Source organism: Enterobacter sp. MGH85 (assembly GCF_001037655.1).
Taxonomy (GTDB): domain Bacteria; phylum Pseudomonadota; class Gammaproteobacteria; order Enterobacterales; family Enterobacteriaceae; genus Enterobacter; species Enterobacter intestinihominis.
Genome location: NZ_KQ089925.1, coordinates 4,124,298 through 4,143,996, shown reverse-complemented (window position 1 = coordinate 4,143,996; position 19,699 = coordinate 4,124,298). Strand labels below are relative to the sequence as shown.

17 protein-coding genes are annotated in these 19,699 nt (G+C 55.9%); 9 read left to right on the top strand and 8 right to left on the bottom strand.

The features are described 5' to 3' along the window. Positions 1 to 16: 16 nt before the first annotated feature. The 6 genes from ybiO to rhtA all read right to left on the bottom strand — a co-directional run bounded on the left by ybiO (position 17) and on the right by rhtA (position 6,614). Positions 17 to 2,227, bottom strand: a complete 2,211-nt coding sequence (gene ybiO, locus SK51_RS19670) for a mechanosensitive channel protein (RefSeq protein WP_022647521.1) — start codon at positions 2,225 to 2,227, stop codon at positions 17 to 19. Positions 2,228 to 2,347: 120 nt separating this feature from the next. Continuing rightward, complete coding sequence (gene glnQ / locus SK51_RS19665) at positions 2,348 to 3,070, bottom strand: glutamine ABC transporter ATP-binding protein GlnQ (protein ID WP_022647522.1); 723 nt, start codon at positions 3,068 to 3,070, stop codon at positions 2,348 to 2,350. Next, complete coding sequence (glnP, locus tag SK51_RS19660) at positions 3,067 to 3,726, bottom strand: glutamine ABC transporter permease GlnP (RefSeq protein WP_010428919.1); 660 nt, start codon at positions 3,724 to 3,726, stop codon at positions 3,067 to 3,069. The genes glnQ and glnP overlap by 4 nt, the downstream gene beginning before the upstream one ends. A gap of 93 nt (positions 3,727 to 3,819) precedes the next feature. After that, positions 3,820 to 4,563: a glutamine ABC transporter substrate-binding protein GlnH gene (glnH, locus tag SK51_RS19655; RefSeq protein ID WP_003858455.1), complete on the bottom strand. Its 744-nt coding sequence runs from the start codon at positions 4,561 to 4,563 to the stop codon at positions 3,820 to 3,822. A gap of 361 nt (positions 4,564 to 4,924) precedes the next feature. After that, complete coding sequence (gene dps / locus SK51_RS19650; RefSeq protein WP_000100801.1) at positions 4,925 to 5,428, bottom strand: DNA starvation/stationary phase protection protein Dps; 504 nt, start codon at positions 5,426 to 5,428, stop codon at positions 4,925 to 4,927. A 298-nt stretch (positions 5,429 to 5,726) separates the two neighbouring features. Then, positions 5,727 to 6,614 (bottom strand): threonine/homoserine exporter RhtA, encoded by an 888-nt coding sequence (rhtA, locus tag SK51_RS19645; RefSeq protein WP_023305742.1) that lies wholly within the window; start codon positions 6,612 to 6,614, stop codon positions 5,727 to 5,729. A gap of 354 nt (positions 6,615 to 6,968) precedes the next feature. On the opposite strand from rhtA, the gene ompX reads away from it, so the two are divergent. Continuing rightward, positions 6,969 to 7,487: an outer membrane protein OmpX gene (gene ompX / locus SK51_RS19640; RefSeq protein WP_003858450.1), complete on the top strand. Its 519-nt coding sequence runs from the start codon at positions 6,969 to 6,971 to the stop codon at positions 7,485 to 7,487. A 116-nt stretch (positions 7,488 to 7,603) separates the two neighbouring features. Here the strand turns inward: ompX and SK51_RS19635 are convergent, their stop codons facing one another. Together SK51_RS19635 and mntS are read right to left on the bottom strand one after the other, a co-directional pair. After that, positions 7,604 to 9,187, bottom strand: coding sequence for a phosphoethanolamine transferase (locus tag SK51_RS19635; protein WP_023305744.1), 1,584 nt, complete (start codon positions 9,185 to 9,187; stop codon positions 7,604 to 7,606). Positions 9,188 to 9,455: 268 nt separating this feature from the next. Next, positions 9,456 to 9,584 carry a manganase accumulation protein MntS gene (gene mntS / locus SK51_RS19630; RefSeq protein WP_022647525.1) on the bottom strand — a complete coding sequence of 43 codons (129 nt, stop codon included), beginning with the start codon at positions 9,582 to 9,584 and terminating at the stop codon, positions 9,456 to 9,458. Positions 9,585 to 9,766: 182 nt separating this feature from the next. Between mntS and mntR the strand changes: the two genes are divergently transcribed. The 8 genes from mntR (at position 9,767) to SK51_RS19590 (ending at position 19,688) form a co-directional block, all read left to right on the top strand. Continuing rightward, positions 9,767 to 10,240, top strand: a complete 474-nt coding sequence (mntR, locus tag SK51_RS19625) for a manganese-binding transcriptional regulator MntR (RefSeq protein ID WP_022647526.1) — start codon at positions 9,767 to 9,769, stop codon at positions 10,238 to 10,240. Beyond that, positions 10,237 to 11,346: an anion transporter gene (locus SK51_RS19620; protein ID WP_023305745.1), complete on the top strand. Its 1,110-nt coding sequence runs from the start codon at positions 10,237 to 10,239 to the stop codon at positions 11,344 to 11,346. The genes mntR and SK51_RS19620 overlap by 4 nt, the downstream gene beginning before the upstream one ends. Positions 11,347 to 11,447: 101 nt before the next feature. Continuing rightward, positions 11,448 to 12,542 (top strand): HlyD family secretion protein, encoded by a 1,095-nt coding sequence (locus tag SK51_RS19615; RefSeq protein WP_023305746.1) that lies wholly within the window; start codon positions 11,448 to 11,450, stop codon positions 12,540 to 12,542. Further along, positions 12,539 to 14,110: a DHA2 family efflux MFS transporter permease subunit gene (locus SK51_RS19610; RefSeq protein WP_022647529.1), complete on the top strand. Its 1,572-nt coding sequence runs from the start codon at positions 12,539 to 12,541 to the stop codon at positions 14,108 to 14,110. Before SK51_RS19615 ends, SK51_RS19610 begins: the two co-directional genes overlap by 4 nt. Further along, on the top strand, positions 14,110 to 15,633 hold the full coding sequence (locus SK51_RS19605) for an efflux transporter outer membrane subunit (protein WP_023305747.1): 1,524 nt from the start codon (positions 14,110 to 14,112) through the stop codon (positions 15,631 to 15,633). The genes SK51_RS19610 and SK51_RS19605 overlap by 1 nt, the downstream gene beginning before the upstream one ends. A gap of 102 nt (positions 15,634 to 15,735) precedes the next feature. After that, positions 15,736 to 16,776 carry an aldo/keto reductase gene (locus SK51_RS19600; RefSeq protein WP_032676356.1) on the top strand — a complete coding sequence of 347 codons (1,041 nt, stop codon included), beginning with the start codon at positions 15,736 to 15,738 and terminating at the stop codon, positions 16,774 to 16,776. Between the two features lie 161 nt (positions 16,777 to 16,937). After that, a complete protein-coding gene (locus SK51_RS19595) occupies positions 16,938 to 18,314 on the top strand; it encodes a glycoside hydrolase family 1 protein (protein WP_022647532.1) in 1,377 nt (458 codons plus the stop codon). Between the two features lie 51 nt (positions 18,315 to 18,365). After that, complete coding sequence (locus SK51_RS19590; RefSeq protein WP_023305748.1) at positions 18,366 to 19,688, top strand: PTS sugar transporter subunit IIC; 1,323 nt, start codon at positions 18,366 to 18,368, stop codon at positions 19,686 to 19,688. Positions 19,689 to 19,699: the final 11 nt, after the last annotated feature.

Genomic DNA, 19,699 nt, shown 5'->3' with positions numbered 1-19,699 from the left:
CCGCCACCCGGCTCGGTTACAGCGTCGGCTCCTGCGGAGGGAGCGGCGAAGCGGGCGGCGACAATACCTGATACGTCTGCACCGGCGCTCTCACGTTCGCCAGATCGAAGTGTTTTTTCACCATGCTGTCGAGAGCAAAGCGCACCGTCCACTGTTTCAGCGGCTGGGTGGTGAACGACACGCGCAGGGTAAAGGCAGTGTTCGTCAGCCCGACGATGCCCGCAAACGACGGCTCACCAATTACCAGCCCGCGAATATCCTCCATCTCCATCAGTTCGCTCACCGCATCCCGCAGCGCCTGTTTCGCCTTATCTGCATCTTCGTGACGATCGACATCATAATTCGCCACCACCGAACCAATGCCGCGCACAAAGTTGGCAAAGGTGGTGATCGATGACCACGGAATAATGTGGTACGCCCCGGTATCCTGACGTACGCCGACGGAGCGAATGGACATCCTCTCCACCGTGCCGGTGAGCGGTCCAATGGTCACCAGATCCCCGGTGTTCATCCCGTTCTCAAACTGGATAAAAATGCCGGTGATAATATCCTTCACCAGCGTCTGCGAACCAAAGGAGATCGCCAGTCCCAGGGCACCGGCACCCGCCAGCAGTGGGGCGATATTTACGCCGATTTCCGACAACACAATCATGATGGTAATGGTGCTAATGATCACCGCCAGCGCGTTGCGGAACAGCGTCAGCAGTGTGCGGGCGCGGGCGCTTGGCAGGGGCCTGCCGTGGACATCCGACACCAGACGGTTTTCGATAAGGCTTGCCAGCAGCGTCCAGCCGACGGCGGAGAAGAACAGGATCAGCGCGATACGAATAAGAATATCGACGGTCTTTTCTCCCGCACCGTTATGCAGCCAGTTCCAGAAATCAAACAGTCCCCACGCATTCAGCAGCAGCATAATTGCCACGCAGACCGTCAAAATACGCGCCACCTTCAGCGACACCGATGTCCAGCCATTTACCCGTTTTTGCAGCTCGGGGTAATTACGCTGAACCTGCGGCGACAGGGTGATCGTCTTCGACAGCCAGCGGGAGAGCAGGCCAGAAACAAAGGCCGCGATGCCGATAATCGCCAGGCTTTTGAATGTCGCCCCCATCATAAATTTCAGGCTGTTGCCCGGATCGAACAGCGAGAAGAAACACAGCACAATAAAATAGGCGCTGGCCAGCCAATGCCACACCAGCGCAAAGGCGCGAATAAAGAGGCTGAAAAAGGAGAGGGAGCGATCGGCCAGGTGAAGCAGACTGTCGGTGATCGCTTTTTTATTGTGGAAGATGAGGTACAGCGCCCAGACGGTAATACAGAGCATGATCAGCACGTTCGCCAGGGCCCCGAACTGCACGTTAACCTGGTTGGAAATAATCGGGACGGCGACCAGCAGGCCATAGCCGATCAACCCGCTCAGCACGCTGAGCCGAACCGCCCAGTATTTGGCGCTCCGATCCGAAATGGCGAACGGGCGAAGTTCCGGCACGCGCGGACAGAATATTAACCGCAGGAGCGCCTTAAAGAACTCGATCAGGGCAAAGGCGTTCAGGAACAGCCCCTGCTGAAAGGCGATGGTTTTGTTCCCGGTATTAAGACGGTCGGCCAGCATCTGGCCGACAAACAGCGTCAGCGCCAGCAGCAGCAAATCGATGATAAAGGCCCCGGTAATCATTGCCGGAAGATGCAGCCAGCTGCTTTTATGTTGATTCTTTTTACGTCCCCAGTGGCCCATCTTCCGGTAAAGCGGCCAGACAGACAGGCGCAACAGCCAGTAAAAAATGAATACCGCGGCGGCCAGAATAGAAAACTGGGTCGCGGCTGCAGAAAAGGTGTGGGGATTAAAAGGCTTATGCGAGGTGCCAACAAGGTTGCGATAGAGCTGGGCAAAACGCGACGACAGGGCTTCCCCGTAGCGGCGACTGATATCGGTGACGTTTTCCAGTACCGTCTTTTCGTCTTCGACTTCCGGCGGCGCGATAGTCGGAACCGGATCCTGAGGCGGTGTGGCGGCCACTTTCCTCAGCTGATCGATAAGCTCCTGCCGGGACGTGTCGTTCTCAAGCACGTCGGCAAGTGCGCTGTAAGCGGCTTTTTTCTTTTCAGCGTCGGGTTCTGGCGGCGCATTTTGCTGGGTGGCGGTGGCTCCGGTGGTGACGCCGGGAATGGTTACAGCAAGTGATGGCGCGCTAAACAGGGTAAACAGTAGCAACAGGATCCACGGCACGGCGTCCTCCGACAAAAATATCGTGCAAAATGATAAGTATAGAGCGCGCGGAGCGGAGGGGAGTTTTTGGGAACAATCCGGCCTAAAAAAGCCGGGCATGCCCGGCTCTGTGTATGGCTATCAGGAGACGTGTTGCAGGAACTCCTGGAGGCGTTGGCTAGGTGGGTTCGCAATCAGCGCCTGCGGATTACCGTCTTCCGCGATGCGGCCCTTATCAATGAAGATCAGACGGGACGCCACTTTTTCGGCAAAGCCGATTTCGTGGGTAACGATCACCATCGTCATGCCTTCTTCTGCCAGATCCTGCATCACTTTCAGCACCTCGTGACGCAGCTCCGGGTCGAGTGCGGACGTTGGCTCATCAAACAGCATCATCTTTGGCTTCACCGCCAGCGCACGGGCAATGGCCACGCGCTGCTGCTGGCCACCGGACAGCTCGGAAGGATAGTGGTGGGCACGCTCCGCCAGACCCACTTTCGCCAGCAGATCTTTTGCCAGCGTTTCTGCCGCCGCTTTGCTGGCCCCACGCACGCGCAAAGGACCGAACATCACGTTTTCCAGCGCCGTCAGGTGCGGGAACAGGTAGAACTGCTGGAACACCATGCCCGCTTCCTGGCGGATCAGGCGCTCGTCCACTTTCGGATCGTTCACCTTCAGACCATCGACGATCAAATCGCCGCTGGTGATCTCCTCGAGCTTGTTAATACAGCGCAGCAGGGTGGATTTTCCGGAACCCGACGGCCCGATGATCACCACCACTTCACCCTGCCTGATGTTCAAATCGATATTGTGCAGCACCTGGGTTGGACCAAAGTGCTTGGAAACATTTTTAAATTCAATCACAGGATTTTCATCCTTCTTTCAAGACGACGCAGAACAAAGCTCAGGACAAGCGTGATAATCAGGTAGACAACGGCGACCGCACTCCAGATTTCCAGGGCGCGGAAGTTACCCGCGATGATCTCCTGGCCCTGACGGGTCAGCTCGGCCACCCCGATAACAATAAACAGAGAGGTGTCTTTAATGCTGATGATCCACTGGTTGCCCAGCGGCGGCAGCATGCGGCGCAGCGCCAGCGGCAGGATCACGTGACGGATCGTTTCGCGACGGGAAAGACCTAACGCCAGACCGGCTTCGCTGAAGCCTTTATGAATCGACAGCACCGCACCGCGGGTGATTTCCGCAATGTAGGCGCCGGAGTTAATCATAATGGTGACGACAGCTGCGCTGAACGGGTCAATGCGCAGATCGTTGAAGGCCATCGGCAGGGCGAAGTAGATAAACATGACCTGCACCACAATGGGGGTGCCGCGGATCACTTCGATGAAAACCAGTGCGATGTGGTTTGCAATCCAGCCGCCGTAGGTGCGGGCGAAACCGGCCACCAGACCGATAATTAACCCGCCAACCAGACCGAGGACCGAAATCCACAAGGTCATTTTAGCGCCTTCAAGCAAGAGAGGAATGGCAGGCCAGATGGCGCTCCAGTCAAACTGCATGATGTATTCCTGTATACCGTGGTGAAAAACGAAAAACGTAGGCCCGGTAAGCGGTAGCGCCACCGGGCGTTACAAACCTGAAGTCAGGTGAAATTATTTAGGCTCGGTACCGAACCATTTTTTGTAGATTTCGTTATAGGTGCCGTTCTCTTTCAGGGTTTTCAGCGCGCCGTTAACTTTATTACGCAGGTCGTCGCTGCCTTTCGGGAACGCAATACCGTACTGCTGAGCTTCCAGAGAATCACCTACCGCTTTGAACTTGCCGTTACCGGCGGTTTTGATGAAGTAAAGGATGTTAGGCGTGTCGTGCAGCACCGCGTCTGCGCGGTTGGTGCCCAGTTCCATGTAAGCGTTGTCGATGTTCGGGAACTGACGCAGGTCTTTGGTTTTGATATTGGCTTTCGCGTAATCAACGGAACCGGTGCCGCTCTTCACGGCGACCACTTTACCGTCGAGATCTTTCACGCTTTTCACGTCGTTGTTATCCGCTTTCACCATCACCAGCAGGCCGCTTTTGTAGTAGCCGTCAGAGAAATCGATCGCTTTTTTACGTTCTTCGGTAATGGTGATGCCCGCCAGCGCCAGGTCAACGTTTTTGGTTTGCAGTGCCGGGATAATGCCGCTGAAATCCATTGGCTTCAGGGTGTAATCCAGTTTGAGTTCTTTTGCGACAGCGGCCCACAGATCAACGTCAAAACCAACGTATTTATCACCCTGTTTGAATTCAAACGGTACGAACGCCGTGTCAGTCGCCACAACCAGTTTGTCGGCAGCCTGCGAGGACACCGCAAACGCCAGGGTAAGTGCAGCCAGTGAAACTTTTAATACAGACTTCATAGCATTTCCTTTTATATCCACGGGGCGATCCCCTGCGAGAACCTCAGGCACAATGAAAAAATCGTGCCAGTTTTACAAGCTGTTGTTTTGCATAGGGGATAATGTCACGCATTGCACAAAAAGCGTGGCAATTCTGTCAGGTTGCACCAGAATGGAGCACCGTTTTGGTGCGCTTCGTTAAGGTCTTCTGACAGGGGGATATTTAGCGCAGAATCTGACGAAAAAACAATCTTCCGTTAACGGTTGTGTGAGGTGATTATTACATTTTATTCACTTTTGCGGCCGTTGCGGACAAAAGTGTGCACCATAAATGTGCAAAACCCCCGCCAGGGGCGAGGGTTATCCAGACAATCCGCAGGGATTATTCGATGTTTGACTCAATGAACCACAGGAACTGATCCAGGTCGCGTGACGCGGCAGTGAAGATATCAGCGGTGTCTTCATCTTTTGCTTCGCCAATCGCTTTACGAACATCGTTCGCGACAATCGCATAACGGTCCGCCAGCTCTTTCAGGTGATCCTGAACGGTATGGATATCCAGCGGATAGCTTTTCAGTGGCGTTTTGCTGTTGATCACCTGCGTGGTACCCAGAGCCACACCGCCCAGCTGTACGGCGCGTTCGGCCATGGTATCCAGATGAGTCACCAGTGCTGTGCGGAAGCCATCCAGCATTTCATGAACGGCAATAAAGTTTGCACCGCGCATATTCCAGTGGGCCTGTTTGGTGATCAGCGAAAGATCGATGAACTGGACCACCTGGCGATTCAGCAGCTCAATGGTCGCTTTTTTATCGCTATCCGATACATCGTTACGGGTATAAAGCAGATTAGACGCTTTCGTTTTCACCAGTTTAGCGGTACTCATAATCTCATATCCTCTTGATGTTTGTGTCCCAGGTAATTACGGGATTAAGTATAGCACCGGATTTTTTCTCTGCGGTTTGGCGCTGCCTATCGGTTTAATAGCGAAAGGATGGTTGAAGTTTTAACTTAATGATTTTAAAGTTTTTTATATAAATTGATGCAGATCAATCTTAATTCGTTAAGTGACAAGGCGGGCAGGTGAAATATTTTGGCAATATAAGAGAGTTTGTAAGAAATTATTTGAAGGGCTGACGAGACCTATATTCTGCATGGCCGGTAAGCCATGCAGAATTTAAGGGCTAGTTGAGGTCAATCTTATGTACTTTTGGTTCCGGGCGCATGGTCAATGTAGAGCCCATTGACGCCGCGATAATGGAACAGAGCGCCAGCGTCTGCACCAGTGTCAGGGTTTCGCCGAGGAACATCATTCCAGAGATGGCAGCCAGCGCGGGCTCCATGCTCATGAGCGTACCAAAAATACGCGTAGGCAGACGCGTCAGGGCGATCATCTCCAGAGAGTAGGGCAGCGCCGTGGAAAGAATGGCGACCGCCAGCCCAACCGGCAGGATTGACCACTGCCATATTGAGTCCGTTGCTTGTGCCATGCCGATCGGGACAAAGATAACCGCGGCAATCAGCGAGCCTAAGGCGACCGTCGCGGGGCCGTGCTCTTCGCCCGCACGCTGACCAGTGAGAATATACACCGCCCAGCACGCCCCTGCGCCCAGCGCCAGAGCGGCCCCTGTCAAATCGATTTGTGAAACGCTTTGGCCGAGCGGCAGAAGGAACCATAGCCCCAGCACGGCCAGTATGACCCAGATAAAGTCTACCGGGCGACGAGAAGAAAAGAGGGCAACCGCCAGCGGGCCGGTAAATTCAAGCGCGACCGCGATCCCCAGCGGGATAGTCTGAATAGAGAGGTAGAACATGTAGTTCATCCCTCCCAGCGCCAGCCCATAAAAAAGCAGAGGCAGTCGCTGCTCCTTTTTAAACCGTAGCCGCCAGGGTTTAAAGACAACCACGAGGATCAGGGTGCCTAATGCGATACGCAGCGCCGTGACGCCGGGCGCACCAATCAGCGGAAACAGCGATTTTGCCAGCGACGCGCCGCTTTGTATGGACATCATCGCGATAAGTATGACTGCCACCGGCATCCAGACCGACGATTTACGAGGTAAACCTGGCATCCTTTCTCCTGTCAATTTTTGTCAAAAGAGGTAAAAGTCGCAGTGTAATGGAAATAACCTGCAACGGTTGAGCTACTGTTGAAAAAAATCCAGGGAAAATCCGTAAAATGAGAAAACGTTGCTGATTTTATCGCCTGAAAGATTAGGAATAATCTGGATGAACTAAATGGCGATGACGCGCACTATTAGCATTAACAGGTGAAAATCTGGAGTTATTTGAACGAGATAGCTGGTGCTGGAAATGTTCTGTTACAGGAAAGGTCGCATTAGACATCGTGAATGACAAAGAGTTTCACAGATTTTTTTGATATATTTAAAACTTACGGACTTACTTGAAGCACATTTGAGGTGGTTATGAAAAAAATTGCATGTCTTTCAGCACTGGCAGCTGTTCTGGCTGTTTCCGCAGGTACCGCTGTAGCGGCAACTTCAACTGTAACTGGTGGTTACGCTCAGAGCGATATGCAGGGCGTGATGAACAAAACCAACGGTTTCAACCTGAAGTACCGTTACGAGCAAGACAACAACCCGCTGGGTGTGATCGGTTCTTTCACTTACACCGAGAAAGATCGTACTGAAAATGGCTCTTACAATAAAGGTCAGTACTACGGCATCACCGCGGGTCCTGCTTACCGCCTGAATGACTGGGCAAGCATCTACGGTGTTGTAGGTGTTGGCTACGGTAAATTCCAGCAGACCGAAAACCAGGGTCTGAACCGTACTGCAAGCAACAGCGACTACGGTTTCTCCTATGGCGCAGGTATGCAGTTCAACCCAATCGAAAACGTTGCTCTGGACTTCTCCTATGAGCAGAGCCGTATCCGCAACGTTGACGTTGGCACCTGGATCGCGGGCGTAGGTTACCGCTTCTAATCACTTCGGTGAGCCAGTAAAAAATCCGCCCAATGTGGCGGATTTTTTTTGTTTGTACCCTCTCCCCGTGGGAGAGGGCCAGGGTGAGGGCATCAGCCTGCACGAGACGGCAGAGATCACTTACTCTTAATATCGAAAATATCCGTCCCCAGATGGTTATAGTCAACTTTCTGTAACCTGAAGTTGGTAATGTAAACTGGTGGGCCCTTCTTCCCGGAGATAAACGGGTAATCATTTTTTATCTCTTTCGCCTTAATCCCCGTCCACTGTGAGAAGAATTTCAGGAAATCGTTCGCGGAACGGCGCGCTTTGATGATGCGATGCGTTTTATCATCACTCGACAGCACCATAAACGGTACCTGGAAGTTCTGCTGAAACTTGTCATCGTGAGCCAGATACTGCACTTCTTTACCGCGCTCCTTAAACGCCAGACCGTGGTCAGAGAAATAGACCATCGAGAAGCTATCGCCGCTGTTGCGCAGCTGCGCGTACAGCTTGCTGAGCAGATCGTCGGTTTGCGTCATGGTGTACAGATAACACGAGGTCTCTTTGGATTGCACAAACTCCGCATATTTTCCCCCGGTACGATCGCATGCCTGCGGGTGTGACCCCATCAGGTGCAGGACGATCAGCTGCGGCTGGGTGCGCTGAGTGGCAAAGACCTGCGCGGTCATTTTTAGCAACGCTTCATCTTTTGTGTTTTTATCGGCTTCGAAATCACCGCTTTTCAGGAACTGTACCTCGTCGGCACGCTTCGCGATGCTGGCAATGGCGGTATCATACTCGCCGATCTGCCCCTGGTTGGAGAACCACCACGTCTGAAAACCTGCCCGGTTGGCCAGGGTGACAAAATTATCCTGAAACTGCGGTTTTCCATCCACGACACGGTTGAGCGTCAGACCGAGAGATTTCTGCGTCGAACCGCTGGCCGCCACGTAATCGGTAAACAGCGTACCGTTAACGGAGCTGGCAAACGGCGTGTTATCCCAGTGACCGCCAAACGCGCCGAGCGCATCGCGACGCGCGCTTTCACCGATCACCACCACATAGGTGTGATACTTCGGTTTCACCACCAGCACGTTCCAGGTATCTTTCATGGTGGAAAGCTCGGCCATACGCGCCTGCTCGTCGAGCACTTCCTCGTTATTCACTACCACGTCTTTAACGAAGCGAAACACCGGATACCCGGTATCTTTAAGCTTAAACACGCCGCCCCAGGCCAGATTTTGTACCGGCGCAACAAAAAGCGTCACTACGCTAAAGGCCAGGCACAGGCTTTCAATTTTACCCCATGTTTTTTTCCCGACCTGCTTACGGCGAACCGCAATCACGCCGAGAGCAAAAATGAAAAGGCCAACCACGTAGTTGTACCACGGGAAGATCGTCAGGATCTCTGTAGACTCTTCCATATTGGTGGAGTGGAGCGCCAGCAGGGTATTAAAGTTCGGCGCGCCATAGGCCTGGCCGAACGGGAAATAGGCGGCAGCCACCAGAGAACAGATCCCGATAAGCACTTTCTGCATGCGCGGTGCGCTTCGCCATAGCAGGTGAAGAATGCAGGTGAACCCGACGGCATAAAGCAGGCTAAAGGGGTAGCCAAGAGCAAAGTTAATCAACAGCGATTGCAAAAAATAGAATCCCGTCCACGGGCTTAGGGCCCGGCTGCGGGTAACAAGTGTATCAATCAGGGTTACGTTCATAGATCACTATCACGAAAACGCCATGTGCTCACCCTGGCGTCAAGGGTCAAAGCCTGCCGGACAGTGCGTGGAAAGGGAATGGAGGTCCGCTTCAGCGAGCCGCAAATTGTGCAGGGCTGCAAGAAGATAGTGCGAGCGTGAATCAAGGTCAACAGTTGCTAAACAGATGTTTTGCGAAGGGGGCTGCAAATCCGCAAAAATAATCAGGAAAAAGCGAGTTTACAACGAAAGTGTGACTGGAAAATGAAGCGGCGTGCCGCGACGCCGCTTAGTGAGAAGATTTGTCGTCCTGATGCGGTTTGGCGTTAAACATATCGCACAGCATGTTCAACAGCATTAGACGCACTTTAAAAGGAGAGTGGGTAAACACGTTCATACACCTCTTGAATTCATTCATAAGACCTCCTGATTCATGATCCCTTCGATCCGTGAAGGGTGACTGCATTACATACAGATATAGCACAGGCTATATTGTATAGCTATGGCTAATTCGTTAATTTTTTGTGCTTGTAGAGCTATGGTTTACAATGTGCGCTCCGTTACAGGGCGCTGGAAGCGTCAACCCATTGAGGAAGCACAATGAACCGTCGCGCAGGTAAGCCAACAACAAAAAAAACGACGCAACTGGTGAACGTTGAAGAACATGTGGAAGGCTTCCGCCAGGTGCGTGAGGCGCACCGCCGGGAGCTGATTGATGATTATGTCGAACTGATCTCCGATCTGATTCGTGAAGTTGGAGAAGCGCGCCAGGTGGATATGGCCGCACGCCTGGGGGTGTCGCAGCCAACCGTTGCCAAAATGTTAAAACGTCTGGCGTCGGTCGGGCTGATCGAGATGATCCCCTGGCGCGGGGTGTTTCTCACCGCTGAAGGCGAAAAGCTGGCGCAGGAGAGCCGCGAGCGCCATCAGATCGTCGAGAATTTTTTACTGGTGCTGGGCGTCAGCCCGGAAATTGCCCGTCGGGATGCCGAAGGTATGGAACACCACGTCAGCGAAGAGACGCTGGTGAAGTTCCGCGAATTTACGCTCAAATATGGCCCCGCCGCTGAATGAACCTCCCCGGCTTGCAGGCCCTGAAACGCGATCGTTTTTTCCATCTTTTACTTATCACTGGCGTTGGGCTCAGCGTCTTTGTGCCCTTCACGCCGCACACCTGGCCGGCGGCCATAGACTGGCGCACCATTATTACCCTGAGCGGTTTGATGATGCTCACCAAAGGCGTAGAGCTGAGCGGCTATTTTGACGTGCTGGGGCGCAAAATGGTGCGCCGCTTCGCCACCGAGCGCAAACTGGCTCTGTTCATGGTCTTTTCGGCGGCGCTGCTGTCGACGTTCCTCACTAATGACGTAGCGCTGTTTATCGTGGTGCCGCTTACGCTCACGCTGCGTAAGCTGTGCGAAATACCGGTTACCCGTCTGATTATCTTTGAAGCGCTGGCCGTCAATGCAGGCTCGCTGCTCACGCCGATCGGTAACCCGCAGAACATTCTGCTGTGGGGACGCTCCGGCCTGTCGTTTACCGCATTTACCTGGCAGATGGCGCCGCTGGCGCTGGCGATCGTGGCGACGCTGCTGGTGGTGGGCTGGTTTGCTTTCCCGAATAAATCGTTGCAGTACCACAGCGGTACCACCGGCCCCCAGTGGCAGCCGCGTCTCGTCTGGAGCTGCCTGGGACTGTATATCGTTTTCATTACCGCGCTGGAGTTAAACCAGGCGCTGGCGGGCGCGCTGCTGGTGGCGTGTGGCTTCCTGTTCCTCGCCCGGCGGGTGCTGGTGAGCGTTGACTGGACGCTGCTGCTGGTGTTTATGGCGATGTTTATTGACGTCCATCTACTGATCCAGCTCCCGGTATTGCAGACCGTTCTCCATAGCGTCAGCGGTCTGTCGCAACCGGGACTATGGCTGACGGCGATTGGTCTCTCGCAGGTGATCAGTAACGTGCCGTCCACCATTTTGCTGCTTAACTATGTTCCCCCAACGGTACTGCTGGCGTGGGCGGTCAACGTCGGCGGCTTTGGGCTGCTGCCCGGCTCGCTGGCCAACCTCATCGCCCTGCGGATGGCCAACGATCGCCGCATCTGGTGGCGCTTCCATTTATGGTCAATCCCGATGCTGCTCTGGTCTGCGGCGGTCGGTTTCGGACTATTCCTTCTCATATAGTGCGCAATTTGTCAGTTTTTCCTGGCAAATGTATAGCAACGTCCTAGCTTTAGTGAACGGCATAGTGTGATGCCGCTCACTGACAGGACCGTTGCTGAACTATGGCAGAAGATCAAAATCCACCTGCTGACGAGCAGGATCAAAACAATAACGAGCGCAAGCGCCCGGGCAAAAAACCGTTAATTATCCTTGGCATCGTGGTCATCGTGATGGTGATCGTGGCGCTGGTCTGGTGGTTTTTAACCCGTAACGAAGAGACCACCGACGACGCCTTCACCGACGGCGACGTAGTGACCATTGCCCCAAAAACGGCAGGCTACGTTACCGAACTTCGCGTGCGGGATAACCAGCGTGTAAAGAAAGGGGATGTGCTGGTGGTGATCGATCCGCGTGATACCACCGCCCAGCGCGATCAGGCTCAGGCCCAGCTTGGGCTGGCGGTTGCGCAGTTGCATCAGGCACAGGCGCAGCTGGCGCTCTCGAAGGTGCAATATCCCGCCCAGCGCGATGAAGCCAAAGCCCAGGTACTGAAAGCCCAGGCGGATATGACCAACGCTCAGGCGGAGTACCGCCGTCAGCGCGGCGTTGACCCCCGCGCGACCACACAACAAAGCATCGATGCCGCGAACGCTCAACTGCGGAGTGCCCAGGCGGGTCTGGCCAGCGCGCAGGCGCAGCTGGAGGTGGCGGAGCAAGTCCAGCTGCAAATCCGCCAGCAGGAGACTAACGTCGAAGCCCGCGAACGGCAGGTCGATCAGGCCAGAGCGCAGTTGGAAACCGCCAACCTGAACCTCTCTTATACCGAAGTCCGCGCCCCGTTCGACGGTTTTGTCACCAAACGCAACGTCCAGCCTGGTACGCTGGTGCAGGCAGGCACGGCACTGTTCTCGCTGGTTTCCCCGAACGTGTGGGTGGTGGCGAACTTCAAGGAGTCGCAGCTTGAACGTATGAAGCCGGGCGACAAAGTGACCGTGTCCGTCGATGCCTGGCCGGATATGGCGCTCGAAGGCCATATTGACAGCATCCAGCAGGGCAGCGGCTCGCGCTTCTCCGCCTTCCCGTCGGAAAACGCCACCGGTAACTTTGTGAAGATCGTTCAGCGCGTGCCGGTGAAAATCGTCATTGATAAGGGGCTGGATCCGAACAAACCGCTGCCGCTGGGGCTGTCGGTTGAACCGAAGGTCACCGTGGAATGACGGACAGCAGCCACGAAAACTGGAAGCCCGCCAGTAACCCGTGGGCGGTGGCGATTGTGGTCACCCTGGCGGTGTTTATGGAAATTCTGGACACCACCATCGTCAACGTGGCGCTGCCCCACGTCGCGGGGTCGCTCTCGGCCAGCTATGACGAATCCACCTGGGTGCTCACCAGCTACCTGGTGGCGAACGGCATCGTGCTGCCGATCTCGGCCTTCCTGAGCCGGCTGTTTGGCCGCAAGCAGTTCTTCCTGATCTGCATTGTGATGTTCACCATCTGCTCGTTCCTGTGCGGCATCGCCACCGAGCTTTGGCAAATCATCCTGTTCCGTGTGATGCAGGGCTTTTTTGGCGGCGGGTTGCAGCCCACGCAGCAATCGGTGCTGCTCGATTACTTCAAGCCGGAGGACAGGGGCAAAGCCTTTGGCCTTTCATCCATTGCCATTATCGTCGCGCCGGTACTTGGCCCGACGCTGGGAGGCTGGATCACCGATAACTACTCCTGGCGCTGGGTGTTCTTTATCAATATTCCGGTAGGGATTGTGACGGTGCTGGCCATCTATCAGCTGCTGGAAGATCCGCCGTGGGAGAAAAAGTCGGAAGAGAAGCTCACCGTCGACTGGACGGGGATCGGCCTGATCGCTCTCGGACTTGGCTGTTTGCAGGTGATGCTCGACCGGGGCGAAGATGATGACTGGTTCTATTCGAACTTTATCCGCACCTTCGCGGTACTGACGCTGGTCGGCATTATCGGCGCGATCTACTGGCTGATGTATGCCAAAAAGCCGGTGGTGGATCTGCACTGTATGAAGGACCGCAACTTTGCGATCTCCAGCCTGCTGATGGCGGGGATGGCGATGATCCTGTACGGCAGTTCGGTGGTTATTCCGCAACTGGCGCAGCAGGATTTGGGCTATACCGCCACCTGGTCCGGGCTGGTGCTCTCGCCCGGCGCGGTGCTGATTGTGCTGACTATTCCGCTGGTACTGAAGCTGATGCCGGTGGTGCAGACGCGCTGGATCATCGCCTTCGGCTTTACCTGCCTGGCGGTGTCCTTCTTCTGGTCCCGGACGCTGACGCCGGATATCGATTTCGAAACGCTGGTGCTGTTCCGCAGCGCCCAGTCGATTGGACTCGGGTTCCTGTTTGTGCCCCTCACCACCATCGCCTTTATCTCGATCCCAAGGCGGCTTAACGCCGACGCGGCGGCGCTGTTTACCATGTTCCGCAACGTGGCTGGCTCGATTGGGATTTCGCTCTCGACGGCGGCGATCACCGAGCGCTCACAGGCGCACAGCGCGCATCTGGCTTACCACGCTTCGCCGTTTAATGAGCAGTTCCAGCTGGCGATACGCGAAAGCGCCCAGGCGATCCAGAACTTCACCACTCAGGTGGGCGATCCGACCGGCATTGCCACCGGGCGGATGTACCAGACCATGATCGAGCAGTCGCGCTTTCTGGCCTACATCGACGTCTTCACCATTCTGAGCGCGGTGGCCTTCTTACTGATTCCGTTTTGTTTGTTGCTCTCGCCGGTTAAGAGCGAGGGGAGTGCAGGAGCACACTGATGATACACAGACGTTTACACCTCCTGATGATAATGATGCTGCTGGTGGGCTGCGCCGTCGGGCCGGACTACCAACAGCCTGCACCGCCCGCCACCACGCACTGGAACGATAAGGGCGACGGCGCGGTGAAATCGCAAACGTCCTCCGCCGCCACCAACCCGCGCTGGTGGAAAACCTTCGGCTCGCCGCAGCTCGACAGCCTGATTGAACGCGCCATCGCCGGAAATCTGACGCTACAGCAAACGGTATTGCGCATTGCCGGCGCGCGCGAACAGATTAACCAGGCCGGCGGGGCATTTTTCCCGTCGGTGAATGGCAATGTGCAGGCGACGCGCCAGCAGCTTGGGCTGGAAGGGGAGCTGAAATCCCACGGCGTGTATGACCAGTTGAATAATGTCGATCCGCAGCTGCGAAGCGCGTTAGGCCCGCTGACGCAGCCGATTAACCTCTATCAGGGCAGCTTCGACGCTCAGTGGGAAATCGACCTGTGGGGCAAGGTGCGCCGTCAGGTAGAAGCGGCCGAGGCGCAGCAGCGGGCGGCGATCGAGCAGCGTAACGATGCGCTGGTCTCGCTGGAAGCCGAAGTGGCGCGGGCGTGGCTACAGCTGCGAGGGGCGCAGAGCATCATTGCCACGCTTAATACGCAAATTGAAAGCGCGCAGCAGACGCTGGATCTGACCGAAAGCCGCCAGCGGGGCGGGCTGTCACCGCAGATGGACGTAGAAAACGCCCGGGCGCAGTTGGGCAATCTTGAAGCCCAATTGCCGCAGTATCAGGCGCAGGAACGCCAGGCGATGAACGGGCTGGCCATCCTGCTCGGCAAACCGCCGGGGGCGCTGGATGCCGAATTACAATCCGTGCAGCCGATGCCAGCGTTGCCGGATATTGTGCAAACCGGCATTCCGTCAACGCTGGCGCGTCGTCGCCCGGACGTGCGCGAAGCTGAGGCGAACCTCCATGCCGCCACGGCGCAAATTGGCGTTTCGGTAGCCGAACTGTTCCCAAGCTTCACCCTCTCCGGGCAGTTTGGCCTGCGTAACAGCGAATCCGGCTGGCTGACCGACTGGAGCAGCCACTTTTACAGCTTCGGTCCGCAGGTCTCCATCCCCATCTTCCAGGGCGGTCGGCTGGTCTCCAGCGTCAAGGTGGCCCGCGCACAGCAAGGGGCGGCGGTGCTGGACTATCGTCAGACGGTGCTGACGGCGCTCGGCGATGTTGAAAACGCGCTGGTGAGCTATCGCACTGACCAGCAGCGTGAGGCGGGCCTGGCGAAAACCATCGACGCGCTGCAAAACGCTTTTGATCTCGCCAGCGACAGCTACCGACAGGGGATCGCCAGTTTTATTGACGTGCTGGACGCCCAGCGTCAGCTCGCTCAGGCCGAACAGCAGCGGGCGCAGGCGCAGGTGCAGAGCGCGCTTGACCTGGTGGCGCTCTACAAAGCCCTCGGCGGCGGCTGGGAGCCGTATCAGCAGGTTCAGCTGCCAGACTACAGCGTCTTTGGCGATGCCCCGCGCGGATAGATTCAGAGGATTGGGCAAGAAACGGACAGGAACGCCACATTCGCGATGGCTGGGGGGCGGGTATAACTAACAGACACCCAATCGACATGCGAGGAAAGCGTTATGCGTTATCAAAAACTGGGCAATACCGGACTGTTTGTTTCTGAACTCTGCCTCGGCACCATGACCTTCGGCGGCGAGGGCGGCATGTGGGGCAAGATTGGCCAGCTAAGGCAAAACGAAGCCGAGCAGCTGGTGGGCCGCGCGCTGGACGCGGGCATCAACTTTATCGACACTGCCGACGTCTATTCGGAAGGACGCTCGGAGGAGATCCTCGGGCAGGCGCTGAAAAACCTGAACGTTCCACGTGAAAACGTGGTGGTCGCCACAAAGGTGTTTGGTGAAACGGGCACGGCGGGAGTGAACTCACGCGGCGGCTCGCGCTATCACATTATCGACAGCGTAAAGGAGAGCCTGCGCCGCCTGCAGCTCGATCATATCGATCTCTATCAGCTGCACGGTTTCGACCCCGCGACCCCCATTGAGGAGACGCTTTACGCACTGGATAACCTTGTACAGCACGGTCACGTGCGATACATCGGCGTCTCGAACTGGACTGCGTGGCAGATTGCCAAAGCGCTCGGTATTTCTGAACGTCTTGGGCTGGTGCGTTTCGCATCGTTGCAGGCGTATTACACCATTGCCGGACGTGACCTGGAGCGCGAGCTGGTGCCGATGATGCAGAGCGAAGGCGTCGGATTGATGGTCTGGAGCCCGCTGGCGGGCGGCCTGCTGAGCGGAAAATACGGTCGTGACGGGCAGAGCGAAACCGGAGGCCGCCGTCTGGAATTTGACTTCCCGCCGGTGAATAAAGATCGCGCCTTCGACTGCGTGGACGTAATGCGCGTCATTGCCGAGCGTAGGGGCGTCTCCGTGGCGCAAATCGCGCTGGCATGGCTGCTGCATCAAAAAGCGGTGACCAGCGTCATTATTGGTGCGAAACGCGTCGATCAGCTGGACGATAATATTGCCGCCACCGGGATCCGCTTAAGCGAAGACGAGCTTAAACAGCTTGATGCCGTCAGTGCGCTGCCGCGCGAATATCCAGGCTGGATGCTGGAGCGGCAGGGGGAATACCGTCGTAGTCAGCTCGCGCAGCAGTAACCTTCCTTTTCCCCGGAGGCGCTTCGCTTACCGGGGCTACTATCTCTGGTCTTTATTTCAACCCACCTCACAAAAAATGCTCCTTCTCTTTGCCTGATGTTTCATCTCGATCTATATGACTAGTCATTAAATTTAAATGACTAGTCATATAGGGAGAGACCATGAACAAATCACTGCCAGCCAACTTTTTATGGGGCAACTCGGTATCCAGCATGCAGACGGAAGGGGCATGGAATGAGGGCGGGAAGGGGATGTCGGTATATGACATTCGGGAAGCAGGAGAAAACATCTCCGACTGGAAAGTGGCGACCGACTCCTACCACCGCTACCGGGAAGATTTCGATCTGATGCAGGATCTGGGCATGAACTGCTACCGCTTCCAGATCTCCTGGAGCCGCGTCTGCCCGCAGGGTGACGGCGAGTTCAACGCCGAAGGTATCGCGTTTTACGACCGCTTTATTAACGATCTGCTCGCCCGCGGTATTGAGCCGATGGTCTGCCTCTACCACTTCGATATGCCGCTGGCGCTGGCGCAGGAGTACAACGGCTTCAACGAACGCCGGGTGATGGAGGCCTTTATCCGCTACGGCAAGAAGATGATCGACTGCTACGGCGATCGCGTGAAGTACTGGCTGACCTTCAACGAGCAGAACATTTTCCATATGCCGGAAGCTTTTCGCATTTCCGGTTACATGAAAGGTGAACAAACCCTGCGCGAGCTGTATGAGCTTCAGCACCATGCGATGGTGGCGCACATGACTCTGACCGAATACCTGCACCAGACTAAGCCAGGCAAGCTGATGGGCGGCATGCTGGCGCACCAGTTGATTTATCCAGCCACCTGCAAACCGCGCGATATCTTCTGCGCCCAGCAGTACGACGAATTCCTCAACCAGAACCTGCTGCGCGTCTTCGCGGGACAGGGCTACAGCCCGGCGGTGATGGCGGTGGTGGAGCAGGAGGGCTTCGGTGATATCTACCGCGCAGACGATCTCGCGCTGTTTGCGCGCACGAAGAACGACTTTATGGCCTTCAGCTATTACGCCAGCAAAACGCTGGACAGCGATGCCATCCCGGAAGGCACGCCGGTGAACCATTACCTGCTGCATGGCGAGAAAAATAACCCGTACCTGAAAGCCACCGAGTGGAACTGGCAGATCGACCCGCTGGGCTTTCGCACCATCATCACCCGCTATGCCAACGACTGGCGGATGCCGGTATTCCCGATTGAAAACGGCATCGGCGTGATCGAGTCCTGGGACGGGGTAAACCCGATCGAGGACACCTACCGCATCGACTACCACCGGGCGCACATCGAGGCGATGAAAGCGGCAATATTCGAGGACGGGGCAGAGGTAATGGGCTACCTCGGCTGGGGCTTAATCGACATTCTCAGCTCGCAGGGTGACATGCGTAAGCGCTACGGCGTGGTCTACGTCAACCGTGAAAATCACGACCTGAAAGACCTTAAGCGCGTGCCGAAGAAGAGCTACGCGTGGTTAAAACAGGTTATCCATACTAACGGACGCGAGATGTAAGCCGTACGCTGCCGGGCCGTTTTTGTGACTGATTGATGGGAATACTCCGCTATGTCTGAAACAAAAATAACACCGCACATGCAGTCTTTTGTCGATAAATTTGTTGAGTTCTCGGCGCGCCTGGCAAACCAGGTACACCTGCGATCCCTGCGGGACGCTTTCGCCACGGTGATGCCGATTTTCATCCTCGCCGGTCTGGCGGTGCTGGTGAACAACGTCGTGTTTCCATGGGTGCTGGAAGGCGACACGCTCACGCAGTTTAAGGTGTGGGGCGAGGCTATTATCAACGGCACGCTGAACATCGCCGCGCTGCTGCTGGCACCGATGATCGCCTGGTCGCTGGCGCGCAACAAAGATTTCGACAATCCGGTCTCGGCAGTGGTTATCGCCGTCAGCAGCTTCATCATCATGATGCCGATGCGCTTACAGATTACGCCTGTCGGCAGCGACGCCCCGGTGAACGTCACCCAGGTGCTGACGTTCGCCAATATCGGCTCCACCGGGATCTTCGCCGGGGTGCTGATTGGGCTGCTCTCAACCGAGCTGTTTATCGCCATTTCACGGCTGAAGGCGCTGCACATTTCGCTGGGGGAGAACGTGCCTCCGGCGGTGAGCAAATCCTTTACCGCGCTGATCCCGACAATCCTCACGCTCTCCCTGTTTGCGGTGCTGGCGGCCATACTGGCGAACGTGCTGCATACGGATCTGATCCATCTCATTACGACATTCATTCAGCAGCCGCTGCGGCTGATCAACACCAGTCTGCCCGGGACGATCTTCATTTACAGCTTCGGTAACTTCCTGTTCACGCTCGGTATTCATCAGTCGGTAGTCAACAGCGTGGTGCTGGAACCGTTCCTCCTGATCAACACTAACGAGAACATGCTGGCCTTTGCCAACGGCCAGCCGATCCCACACATCATCAACAACATCTTTGTGCCGACCTTTGGCATGGTGGGCGGGACGGGCAGCACTATCTCATTGCTGATCGCTATCTTCATCTTCTCAAGACAGAAATCAGCGAAGCAGGTGGCGCGTCTGTCACTGGCGCCGGGTCTGTTCAACATCAACGAGCCGGTGATTTTCGGCCTGCCGATTGTCTTTAACCTGCCGCTGATGATCCCGTTTGTGCTGCTGCCCGCCATCGGGATTTACTTTGCGTGGCTCTGTACCACGCTGGGTCTGATGTCGCGCTGCGTGGTGATGATCCCGTGGACCACGCCGCCGATCCTCAGCGCCTGGCTGGCGACGGCGGGGGACTGGCGGGCGGTGGTGGTGCAGTTGGCAATCATCGTATTTGGTGTATTCTTCTACCTGCCTTTCCTCAAGGTGGCCGAGCGAGTGGCCTTGAAAAACAGCGGGACAGAAAACTAATTTAAGGAAGG

What these genes read in the sequence shown, in the direction of transcription:
- SK51_RS19610 (WP_022647529.1), top strand. Translation starts at nt 12,539, where the DNA reads ATGACGGACAGCAGCCACGAAAACTGGAAGCCCGCCAGTAACCCGTGG.
- SK51_RS19635 (WP_023305744.1), bottom strand. Translation starts at nt 9,187, where the DNA reads ATGAACGTAACCCTGATTGATACACTTGTTACCCGCAGCCGGGCCCTA.
- SK51_RS19605 (WP_023305747.1), top strand. Translation starts at nt 14,110, where the DNA reads ATGATACACAGACGTTTACACCTCCTGATGATAATGATGCTGCTGGTG.
- glnP (WP_010428919.1), bottom strand. Translation starts at nt 3,726, where the DNA reads ATGCAGTTTGACTGGAGCGCCATCTGGCCTGCCATTCCTCTCTTGCTT.
- SK51_RS19600 (WP_032676356.1), top strand. Translation starts at nt 15,736, where the DNA reads ATGCGTTATCAAAAACTGGGCAATACCGGACTGTTTGTTTCTGAACTC.
- ompX (WP_003858450.1), top strand. Translation starts at nt 6,969, where the DNA reads ATGAAAAAAATTGCATGTCTTTCAGCACTGGCAGCTGTTCTGGCTGTT.
- mntS (WP_022647525.1), bottom strand. Translation starts at nt 9,584, where the DNA reads ATGAATGAATTCAAGAGGTGTATGAACGTGTTTACCCACTCTCCTTTT.
- SK51_RS19620 (WP_023305745.1), top strand. Translation starts at nt 10,237, where the DNA reads ATGAACCTCCCCGGCTTGCAGGCCCTGAAACGCGATCGTTTTTTCCAT.
- mntR (WP_022647526.1), top strand. Translation starts at nt 9,767, where the DNA reads ATGAACCGTCGCGCAGGTAAGCCAACAACAAAAAAAACGACGCAACTG.
- SK51_RS19615 (WP_023305746.1), top strand. Translation starts at nt 11,448, where the DNA reads ATGGCAGAAGATCAAAATCCACCTGCTGACGAGCAGGATCAAAACAAT.
- SK51_RS19590 (WP_023305748.1), top strand. Translation starts at nt 18,366, where the DNA reads ATGTCTGAAACAAAAATAACACCGCACATGCAGTCTTTTGTCGATAAA.
- SK51_RS19595 (WP_022647532.1), top strand. Translation starts at nt 16,938, where the DNA reads ATGAACAAATCACTGCCAGCCAACTTTTTATGGGGCAACTCGGTATCC.
- dps (WP_000100801.1), bottom strand. Translation starts at nt 5,428, where the DNA reads ATGAGTACCGCTAAACTGGTGAAAACGAAAGCGTCTAATCTGCTTTAT.
- rhtA (WP_023305742.1), bottom strand. Translation starts at nt 6,614, where the DNA reads ATGCCAGGTTTACCTCGTAAATCGTCGGTCTGGATGCCGGTGGCAGTC.
- glnH (WP_003858455.1), bottom strand. Translation starts at nt 4,563, where the DNA reads ATGAAGTCTGTATTAAAAGTTTCACTGGCTGCACTTACCCTGGCGTTT.